This window comes from Microvirga massiliensis, from assembly GCF_001006805.1.
Taxonomy (GTDB): domain Bacteria; phylum Pseudomonadota; class Alphaproteobacteria; order Rhizobiales; family Beijerinckiaceae; genus Microvirga; species Microvirga massiliensis.
In genome coordinates this window covers 343725-353073 of record NZ_LN811354.1, presented here as the reverse complement: position 1 = coordinate 353073, position 9349 = coordinate 343725, and the positions used below count along the sequence as shown (strand labels likewise).

General features: G+C 66.1%; 10 protein-coding genes. 6 read left to right on the top strand and 4 right to left on the bottom strand.

From position 1 onward, the window contains the following. Positions 1-485 (top strand): ISAs1 family transposase (locus tag BN1233_RS17720; RefSeq protein ID WP_187144312.1); only part of this gene is annotated, 485 nt, incomplete at its 5' end. A 131-nt stretch (positions 486-616) separates the two neighbouring features. Here BN1233_RS17720 and BN1233_RS17715 read toward each other — a convergent pair. The 3 genes from BN1233_RS17715 to BN1233_RS17705 form a co-directional block, all read right to left on the bottom strand. Continuing rightward, positions 617-931 (bottom strand): c-type cytochrome, encoded by a 315-nt coding sequence (locus BN1233_RS17715; protein WP_046864904.1) that lies wholly within the window; start codon positions 929-931, stop codon positions 617-619. Between the two features lie 2 nt (positions 932-933). Continuing rightward, entirely contained in the window at positions 934-1335 is a 402-nt protein-coding gene (locus BN1233_RS17710; protein WP_046864903.1) for a hypothetical protein, read from the bottom strand. A 127-nt stretch (positions 1336-1462) separates the two neighbouring features. Continuing rightward, positions 1463-2290, bottom strand: coding sequence for a lytic transglycosylase domain-containing protein (locus BN1233_RS17705; RefSeq protein WP_052763833.1), 828 nt, complete (start codon positions 2288-2290; stop codon positions 1463-1465). A 190-nt stretch (positions 2291-2480) separates the two neighbouring features. On the opposite strand from BN1233_RS17705, the gene BN1233_RS17700 reads away from it, so the two are divergent. The 5 genes from BN1233_RS17700 to BN1233_RS17680 all read left to right on the top strand — a co-directional run bounded on the left by BN1233_RS17700 (position 2481) and on the right by BN1233_RS17680 (position 7689). After that, on the top strand, positions 2481-4025 hold the full coding sequence (locus tag BN1233_RS17700; RefSeq protein ID WP_046864902.1) for a CYTH and CHAD domain-containing protein: 1545 nt from the start codon (positions 2481-2483) through the stop codon (positions 4023-4025). 546 nt (positions 4026-4571) lie between these two features. After that, on the top strand, positions 4572-5672 hold the full coding sequence (locus BN1233_RS17695; protein ID WP_046864901.1) for a methionine ABC transporter ATP-binding protein: 1101 nt from the start codon (positions 4572-4574) through the stop codon (positions 5670-5672). Beyond that, positions 5662-6327, top strand: coding sequence for a methionine ABC transporter permease (locus BN1233_RS17690; protein WP_046864900.1), 666 nt, complete (start codon positions 5662-5664; stop codon positions 6325-6327). The genes BN1233_RS17695 and BN1233_RS17690 overlap by 11 nt, the downstream gene beginning before the upstream one ends. A gap of 25 nt (positions 6328-6352) precedes the next feature. Continuing rightward, on the top strand, positions 6353-7144 hold the full coding sequence (locus tag BN1233_RS17685; protein WP_046864899.1) for a MetQ/NlpA family ABC transporter substrate-binding protein: 792 nt from the start codon (positions 6353-6355) through the stop codon (positions 7142-7144). Between the two features lie 56 nt (positions 7145-7200). Continuing rightward, positions 7201-7689, top strand: a complete 489-nt coding sequence (locus BN1233_RS17680) for a cupin domain-containing protein (protein ID WP_046864898.1) — start codon at positions 7201-7203, stop codon at positions 7687-7689. Between the two features lie 241 nt (positions 7690-7930). On the opposite strand, the gene BN1233_RS48415 is transcribed toward BN1233_RS17680, so the two are convergent. After that, a partial coding sequence (locus BN1233_RS48415; RefSeq protein WP_046864897.1) for a calcium-binding protein occupies positions 7931-9349 on the bottom strand: 1419 nt, incomplete at its 5' end.

The window sequence follows — 9349 nt, the reverse complement described above, 5'->3', positions numbered from 1 at the left end:
CGGCCTTGTTCGCCCGGGCCGGCGACGGTCCCCCGTTTGCGGAAGCCGGCGAGCAGGGCCATGGCCGCCGCGAGCACCGCATCGCCTGGGTGATCCCGGCCCCGGAGCTGGCCGAGCGGCATCGGTTCCGGGACCTTGCCGCGCTCGGGCGCATCGAGAGCTGGCGCAAGGTCGGCGACGGGCCCGAGATCATGCAGGGCCGTCTCTTCGTGCTCTCGCGCGTGATGCACCCGCACGAGCTTCTCGCGACCGTGCGCAACCATTGGCGGATCGAGAACAACGTGCATTGGGAGCTCGACGTGGCCTTTCACGAGGATGCCTGCCGGACCCGCAAAGACCATGCGCCGGTCAATCTCGCGCTCTTGCGCAAGATTGCGCTCAATCTTCTGCGCGCCCATCCGGCCCAGAAGTCGCTCACCATGAAACGACAGCGCGCCGGATGGGATGATGCTTTCCTGATCGAGCTCTTGACTCACATGCGATGACCCTGCCCCTCAAGGGAGAGGTGATGTGCGCGCTGCCGCCGCTTTACTTCGCCTCTTGCGGGAGAGGATGCCGCCCACAGGGTGACGGGTGAACCGCTGGGCTGCACGAGAAAAGCGCCTCTCTTCTGCGGCTACTGCTCCAGCGTTTTGAGATACGCCATCACATCGTTGATCTGCGCCGGATCGAGCTGGAATTCCGGCATCGTGGGGTGACCGGTGATGATTCCCTCGGCGAGCGCTTCGGCGAGATCCTCGACCGGGTAGCGCTCGTGCAGCGTCCGGAAGGGCGGCGCGATCGGGAGCGGGCTCTCGTCGACGCGGCCGATCGCGTGGCATTGCCCGCAATTCGTGCGCAGGAAGACCTCCCCGCGCTGAGCGCGTCCCGACTGGGCCGAGGCGGAGGCGACGGCCGCGATCAGGCCGATGGCGGCGAGAGCGATGCGCATGCTCACGATGCCTGCACCGCGCTGCTGCCGAGCGGGCGCACCGACGCGATCCGGAAGGTGTGCATGACCTCGTCATCATCCATGATGGAGACGTATTCGCCTTCCACGAAGGCATGGTCGCCGAGCCGGTATCCGGCCTCGTCGTCCGCGTCCGTGTCCAGGTTGTAGTCCAGGAACCAAGTCGATCCGCGAGGACCGCCGGCGCGATGGACGAGCCTGCCGCGCTTGTCGGGCTCGCCGGCCCAGAACCGCCGGACCTGGCACTGGGCCCGCTCCTGGCGCCAGAGATTCGCATCGAGATGCCCGTTCGCGTCGAGCGGCGCGATGATCTCGTATCCGTGCCGGTTGCTGCCGTTCGGAAACTCGCGGCTGCGCGCGAGATGCAGTGTGATGCGGGCGAGCATGATCAACCTCCCGAAATGAAGCTTAGCTGTGCCGCCACGCTTAGCCGGTGCGATCACGGGCGGCTTTGACGAGCATCAAATCCCAACCGCATCGGACCGTCCAGACGGCCCGTTCGGATTCCGCTGCTCAACTCGGCAGCACGATGCAGCTTCCGTTCCTGGCCCGGATGCGCGCACAGAGCTGCTCGGCGGCTTGGCGGGTCTGAGCCGGCACGCGCACCCGGTAGAAGGCGCGGGTTCCCCGCGAGCGCAGGCGCGTTCCGATGATCATCGGCTGGGCCTCCCCGATCACGTCGCGCAGGGGGCGGCTCGCACGGCTATAGGCTGCGAGGGCGAGCTGCTTCGAGAAGTTCCCGGCGAGCTGAACGCCCCACGGGGCCAGCGGGCCAGGAAGCGGCTCGTCCGCACCCGGCTTGCCCAGGCTCGCGAGCACAGTGAGACATGAGGCATCATCCGCGGCCGGCTCCTCCGGCGGATCGGCGTCGGGCCGCCAGTCCTCGGCCGGGCGGCCGGTGATCCAACGTACATAGGCCTCGGTCTCGAAAGGAAGCCCGCCGTTGCCCCGCAGCCAGGCCGCGACCCGGGCGGGGCCGCCATTATAGGCGGCCGCGGCGAGCCCGAGATTCCCGAACTGCTCCCGAAGATCGGCCAGGAAACCGGCCGCGGCGGGGATCGCCTGCTCGGGGTCGAACGGGTCCTCGAGCCCACGCTCGCGGGCGGTGCCGGGCATGAACTGGGCGATCCCCTGGGCGCCGGCCGGACTCGTGACGCCGGCGCGGAAGCTGCTCTCGCGCCAGATCAGCCGTGTGAAGAAGGTGACGGGAAGGCCCTTGCCGTGGGCCGCCGCTTCGATGTGCCGGCATACGGCATGCCCGACACTTTCGGATTGCGCGAGAGCCGGCACTGAAAGGTGAAGGAACAGGGCGGACGCAATGGCGGCGACAACCGGCTTCATCGTCCCGGCTATGTGCGAACCGGAGGCGCGATTGTCCGAATCCTGTATCCGATCTCTTCCCCCAGCGTATGGGAGGCGCGACTTCAGCCGCCGTTGCTCCGCTTGGTTCATGACGATACTAAACTTGCACTCGGCAGCCGGTTTCAATGGCCCGCGGGTCGCGCACGGCGCCACCCATCCCGGAGGACACATGGCGAAGCGGCGCACCGCAAGGACCGACGACGCAAAAGCCGGGGAGAAGACCGGTCCGCGCGAGATCGAGCTCAAGCTGTCGGCGGACCCGTCCGACGTCGACGAGATCGACCGCTGCATTCGCGCGCTCGCCGATGGCGAAAGGGTTCGGGAGCAGATGCTCCGCTCGGCCTATTTCGACACGCACGATCTCGAGCTTCGCGCCGCGGGCCTCTCCTTCCGGATCAGAGCGGATGGCGATCGCCGCATCCAGACCCTGAAGGCGACGCGCAACGGCGTGGGCGCCGCCCTGGACCGGAACGAATGGGAGGTCGACGTCAAGGGAGACAGCCCGGACCCGGCCCTCGTCCCCGTCAAGCGCAAGGGCCGGTTCAAGCTCCTCGACAAGCCGATCTCGCGTCTCTTCGTGGTGCAGGTGGAGCGCACCGTCGTGCCGGTGAGCGTCCCCAATGCACAGATCGAGGTCTGCGTCGATCGCGGCGAGGTCCGGGCCGGGCACGTGACGACGCCCTTCGTCGAGGTGGAGCTCGAGCTCATCGCGGGTGACCCGCAGGCGCTGTTCGGGCTGGCGGAAAAGCTCGCCGGCGCGGCGCCCCTCTGCCTGAGCTTCATGACGAAAGCCGAACGCGGCTACGAGGCGCTCGCGGCGTTGCCGCCGCAGCGCGTGAAGGCGGAGGACATCGTCCTCGACGAGGAGATGAGCAACGCCGAGGCCTTCCGGGAAATCGCGGCCTCGTGCCTGCGCCATCTCGTGGCCAATGAGCGGGTCCTGCGGCAGCGCCGCGATCCGGAAGCCGTTCACCAGATGCGCGTCGCCCTGCGCCGGCTGCGGGCGGCGATCTCGCTCTTCAAGAACATGGTCTCGGACGAGCGCGTCGAGGCCGTCAAGGACGAGCTGCGCTGGATCACGGGCGTGCTCGGCGAGGCCCGCGACCTCGACATCTATATAGGGAAGGTGCTCGAGCCCGCACGCGAGGAGGCCCCCGACGACGAGGGGATTCGCCGAGCGATCGCGGATGCGGAGGCGAAGCGCGAGAAGGCCTACGACGCCGTGCAGGCGGCCCTCCGCGCCCGTCGCTACGGAGCCGCCATCCTCGCCGTGGCCGCCTGGGTCGAGGCCGGCCCGTGGCGGGACGCGGAGGAAACGGCCCCGATACGTAGCCGCTCGGTGCGCTCCTTCGCGAAGAGCGAGCTCGAACGGCGCTGGCGGCGCGTCCGCAAGCGGGCCCGCCATGTCGAGGAGCTCGATCCCGAGGAGCGGCACGAGGTCCGGATCGCCATGAAGAAGCTGCGCTATGCCGGCGAGTTCTTCGAGAGCCTCTTTCCCGGAGACAAGGCACGCAAGCGGCGCAACACCGTGCTGAAGACGCTCTCGGGGCTCCAGGACATCCTGGGCGATCTCAACGACATCGCGGTCGGATCGCGGATCTCGGAATCCGACGCCCTCGTCGACATGCAGACGCAGGAGGAGCGGACGGAGGAGCTGCTCGCGGCCGCCCGCCAGGAGATCGACCGCCTCGAGGAGATGAAGCCCTTCTGGTAATCCGGGAGCCCTGCCGTCGGACTCGGCTGATCGTGAAAAGTGGGGAGCATGTGGCCCGCTTGGGCGTTATCGGAGAGTGAACCTGCAGGCGCGAGGTTTCTCTTGATATCGCAGTGGTTTACCCCTCACCGGCGCAATTTTGGGTTCGTTCTGCCAAATTGCGGGCGACCTCCGCCGCCAGGGGCGAAGCGCCCGGGTGCGGGTGGCACTGCCAAGCTATCATACGGAAAATTCGCACTGTCATCAATAGGATAGCGCAGTGTTTCCCCCCTCACCCGGACGCTTCGCGTCCGACCTCTCCCTCCGGGGGAGAGGCGAAGCAGCGGCGCGCACCTCACCTCTCCCTTCGATGGGAGAGGTCGGCTGCGTAGCAGCCGGGTGAGGGTGGCAGCGCCGACGGTGCAAGGGTAACGCCTCACCCGGTCTGCATTGGGCGCCGCCCTCCCTTGTTCTTCATACAGGACGATACGATTGACATATCGGACATTGTTCGACATACCGGGACGCACTGAGACCCGCCGGGAAGCCCCGGGTCCGGAGACATCCATGAACGCTCCCGTGACAGACATCTCTCGCCTCGCCGGCGATGCGATCGCCATTGATCCGGCCATCCGCCTCGCCGGGGTTTCCAAGGTCTTCCCGGCCCGCGCAGGCGGGAAACCCGTCGCCGCGCTCGACCACATCGACCTCACCGTCCCGCGCGGCTCCGTGCTCGGCGTGATCGGCCGCTCGGGCGCCGGCAAGTCGACGCTGATCCGCCTCGCCAACGGCCTCGAGAAGCCGACCTCCGGCCAGGTTATCGTCGACGGCGCCGAGATCTCGGCTTTCTCGGAGCGCGAACTCCGGCAGGCGCGGCGGTCGATCGGCATGATCTTCCAGCACTTCAACCTGCTCTCCTCGCGCACCGCCGCCGAGAACGTCGCCTTCCCCCTTGAGGTGGCGGGCACGCCCTCCTCGGAGATCAAGGCGCGCGTCGACGAGCTGCTCGCCCTCGTGGGCCTCGCCGACAAGCGCGACCGCTATCCCGCGGAGCTCTCCGGCGGACAGAAGCAGCGCGTCGGCATCGCCCGGGCGCTGGCGACCCGGCCCAAGGTGCTCCTCTCCGATGAAGCGACCTCGGCGCTCGACCCCGAGACCACGCGCTCGATCCTCGACCTGCTCGGCCGCATCAACCGCGAGCTCGGGCTCACGATCCTGCTCATCACCCACGAGATGTCGGTCGTGCGCGCGATCGCGCACGAGGTCGCGGTGATCGACGGCGGCCGCATCGTCGAGAAGAGCGACGTCTTCGACGTCTTCACCCGCCCGCAGCACCCGGTGACGCGCTCGTTCCTCGCCGACGAGACCGGGAGCACCCTGCCCCCCTATGTCGCCGCGCACCTGCAGCGCGAGCCGGTTCCCGGCGGGCAGACCGTCGTGCGCGTGATCTTCCGCGGCCGGCACGCCACGGATCCGGTGATCGCCCGGCTCGCCCGCGAGGCCGGCATCGAGGCGAACATCCTCGCCGGCACCGTCGACGAGATCGCCGGCCGCCCCTTCGGCACCTTGACGATCGGCCTGCCCGGCGGGCCTACCGCCCTTGAGACCACATTGTCCTTCCTGGCCCGCCACGGCCTCGACACGGAGGTGCTTGGCCATGTCGCCTGAAATGATCCAGCGCATCGCGGAAGCGACCGGCGACACGCTCTACATGCTCGCGGTCGCCGCACTCCTCGGCACGATCCTCGGCCTGCCGATCGGCGTGTTCCTCGCGACCAGCGGACGCGGCGAGCTCTTCGCGGCGCCCTGGGCGAACCGCGTCCTCGGCGCGATCGTGAACGCCACGCGCTCGACGCCCTTCATCATCCTCGTCGTCGCGATCATCCCCTTCACGCGGCTGATCGCCGGCACCTCGATCGGCACCACCGCGGCGATCGTTCCGCTCACGGTCGCCGCGACGCCCTTCATCGCGCGCCTCATCGAGGGCGCGATCCGCGAGGTCGACCAGGGCCTCGTCGAGGCAGCGCGCGCCTTCGGAGCGAGCCCGCTGCAGATCGTCGTGAAGGTTCTGATTCCGGAGGCGCTGCCGGCCATCGTGCTCGGCCTCACGCTCGCGGTCGTCTCGCTCATCGGCTACTCCGCCATGGTCGGCGCGGTCGGCGGCGGCGGGCTCGGCGATCTCGGCATCCGCTACGGCTATCAGCGCTTCATGCCCGACGTGATGGCGATCGTCGTGATCGTGCTCATCGTGCTCGTGCAGGCCGTGCAGTCGATCGGCGACCGTCTTGCGCGCCGCCTCAACAAGCGCATCCGCCACGGCTGACAATCAGAAGAACAGGAGAAGACTCATGTCGCTCAAGCGTTTCGGGGCAGCGCTCGCGCTCGCCCTCGCGGCCGCCCTGCCGGCCGTAGCCCAGCAGCCCCAGACGATCCGCATCGCGGTGACGCCTGGCCCGCACGCGCAGATCCTCGAGGCCGTGAAGCCGGTGGCCGCGCAGAAGGGCCTCGACCTCAAGATCATCGAGTTCTCGGATTACGTTCTGCCGAACACCGCGCTCGCGGCCGGCGAGATCGAGGCGAACTCGTTCCAGCACCGGCCCTATCTCGACAACCAGAAGGCCGACCGCGGCTTCAAGACCGAGTCCGTGGCGCTCACCGTGAACTTCCCGATGGGCTTCTACTCGAAGAAATACAAGAGCTGGGACGCGGTGCCGAACGGCGCCACGATCGCGATCCAGAACGACCCGACGAATGGCGGCCGCTCGCTGCTGCTCCTGCAGGACAAGGGCGCGATCAAGCTGAAACCCGATGTCGGCTTCAAGCCGACGGTGACCGACATCGTCGAGAACCCGAAGCGCTTCAAGTTCATCGAGATCGACGCCGCGCAGGCGCCGCGCTCACTCGACGATGTCGACGTTGCCGCGATCAACACCAACTACGCGGCGCCGGCCGGCTTGAATCCCACGAAGGACGCGATCCTGCGCGAGGATCCGAAGGGCCCCTACGTGAACCTCATCGCCGTGCGCGCTGAGGACAAGGACAAGCCCTGGGTGAAGGCGCTCGTCGAGTCCTACCACTCCCCCGAGGTGAAGGCCTTCGTCGACAAGACCTTCGGCGGCGCCGTTCTGACCGCTTGGTAAGCTGCCAGACTGGGCGGGCTGCTGTATGATCCGGCACACGGATCGGGAGCCCGTCCATGCCTCACGACCACGATCACCCGCCCGGCGAGCCGCGCTGGAAGCATGACGGTGTGCGAGTCATCAAAGGGGACCAGCTCGACCCCAACACCGCCCAGACGCCCGGGATGTTCCGGCAGGCCGCCATCAACCACGCGCGCGTCGGCGCGCAGAAGATCTGGGCCGGTTCGGTCTCGATCCAGCCGAACGCCAAGACCGGCGTTCATCACCACGGCGAGCTCGAGAGCGTGATCTACGTCGTGCGCGGCAAGGCCCGCATGCGCTGGGGCGACCGCCTCGAGTTCGTCGCCGAGGCCGGCCCTGGCGACTTCATCTTCGTCCCGCCCTTCGTCCCTCACCAGGAAATCAACGCCTCACCCGACGAGCCGCTCGAATGCGTGCTCGTGCGCTCGGACAACGAGGCGGTGGTGGTGAACATCACCAACGTGGATCCGGTGGAGGAGCCGGAGGAGGTGTATTGGGTGGATCCGATTCATAAGCGACCGTGAAGGGGCGTATCCTTGCACTGCATAGATGCCGCATAGGCGAGAATACGCATACGAGGCGTGAGCGCTCCGTAGATACCTCGGTCGCGAGCGACATAGAGCGCGTTATGCGTTAATTTGCCCTCACCGCGAGCAAGCACCTCGGATCTCGCAGCGCCATCCAACCCGAAGTTCACCCGCTATTTGAGCGGGTGAACTTCGGGTTGGTTGACACGGGTGATTGCCGCGAGATCCAACACTTATCCTATAAAACGAACCAGTTAGGATCGTTTGCTACCGTTGCGATGGTGGGTGCGGCACCCTGATTAGTCAGCGTCAATTGGAAATCGGCGATCGCGTCACCATTGGTGTCGCCCTGGATGATTATTGAGGTTCCCGACGCATACCACGTCAACTGGTTAGCCTTAACCTCCGTCGTTGGCTGAACACCTGATGCATCTGTACTTGGATCGTACCAAGAAAAGGCTTGGTTCCCGTCTGCTAGTTCGTCTGCGTCGATCCCAGACAGATCGATCTTATCAGCACCACTTCCGGCAACTCGGAAGTCAGTGATTGTATCTCCCGTGTCGTGCTTATCAAGGAAGATAAAATTGTCGTCGCCAGCGCCGCCGGTTAGTAGATCCTGCCCATAACCGCCGACAATGTTGTCAGGTTCGCCAGAGCCGTTGATCGTATCGTTACCATCCCCACCATATAACCAGTCCGTCTGCGGTCCGCCCGTGATAACGTCATCGCCCGAGCCGCCATAAATGTGATCGACACCCGATCCTCCGGTGATCGTGTCGTTTCCAGAGCCCCCGTAGATCGTATCGTTGTCGCCAGTCTGACCAACCGATTCCGAGAAGCTGTTACCTCCGCTGATTAAATCATCTCCGGCCCCACCGTAAATGAGATTTCCCGGGCTCTGGTTCGTACCCGTGATAGTTTCACTTGCACTGTTTCCAAGATTGTCAAAATCGAAGTTGTTCGGATCTACCGGAATAAGCTTCTGGATTGTATAGGTTGGACCATCGGACCCGACTGCCACGTTTCCTGCGTTATCCACGACATCCGTGTTTGACTTCAAGTCCAGATCGATAGAGCCGTTTCCAGAACCTGTATTGATACTCACTGTGTATGTCGTGCCAGATCCCGTCACGCTAGTGATGCTAGCTCCTGTCACTCCGGTAGCAGTCAACGTGAAGTCTGCCATACTGACGCCAGTAACAGCTTCAGTAAACACCACCGAGTACTGAACAGTTGCCGAGGAGCTGGGGTTCGCTCCAAGACGCGTGATGGTCGCGGTCGGCGCCGTCGTGTCGAGGGTGATCGCGTCGCCATCTCCGTCGACGAGGACGGCGGCGGCCGGAGCCGTCACTGCGTTGCCAGCCAGGTCGGTGACGCTGGTGGCGAGGTTCGAGCCCGTCAGGGCGAGGCTGACGACGTTATCGCCGACTGCAACCGTGTAGACGAAGACGAGCTTGCCTACGGCGAGATCCGACGCTGTCGCGTCGAGGACGGCCGTGCGGTCGCCGCTGAGGGTCAGGGTCGGCGTCGCGCCGACGACGAGGCGCACCGCCTCGTTGTAGGTCACCGTGATGGTGGCCTTGTCACCTGCGTTGAGCAACTCGACGGAGCCGGCGTCGAAGCCGCCCGCCGTAGTGGTCGCGACGGTTGCGGTCGG

Bases quoted from the DNA above. Each gene is read 5' to 3' on its own strand.
- BN1233_RS17715 (WP_046864904.1), bottom strand. From the start codon at position 931: ATGCGCATCGCTCTCGCCGCCATCGGCCTGATCGCGGCCGTCGCCTCC.
- BN1233_RS17710 (WP_046864903.1), bottom strand. From the start codon at position 1,335: ATGCTCGCCCGCATCACACTGCATCTCGCGCGCAGCCGCGAGTTTCCG.
- BN1233_RS17705 (WP_052763833.1), bottom strand. From the start codon at position 2,290: ATGAAGCCGGTTGTCGCCGCCATTGCGTCCGCCCTGTTCCTTCACCTT.
- BN1233_RS17700 (WP_046864902.1), top strand. From the start codon at position 2,481: ATGGCGAAGCGGCGCACCGCAAGGACCGACGACGCAAAAGCCGGGGAG.
- BN1233_RS17695 (WP_046864901.1), top strand. From the start codon at position 4,572: ATGAACGCTCCCGTGACAGACATCTCTCGCCTCGCCGGCGATGCGATC.
- BN1233_RS17690 (WP_046864900.1), top strand. From the start codon at position 5,662: ATGTCGCCTGAAATGATCCAGCGCATCGCGGAAGCGACCGGCGACACG.
- BN1233_RS17685 (WP_046864899.1), top strand. From the start codon at position 6,353: ATGTCGCTCAAGCGTTTCGGGGCAGCGCTCGCGCTCGCCCTCGCGGCC.
- BN1233_RS17680 (WP_046864898.1), top strand. From the start codon at position 7,201: ATGCCTCACGACCACGATCACCCGCCCGGCGAGCCGCGCTGGAAGCAT.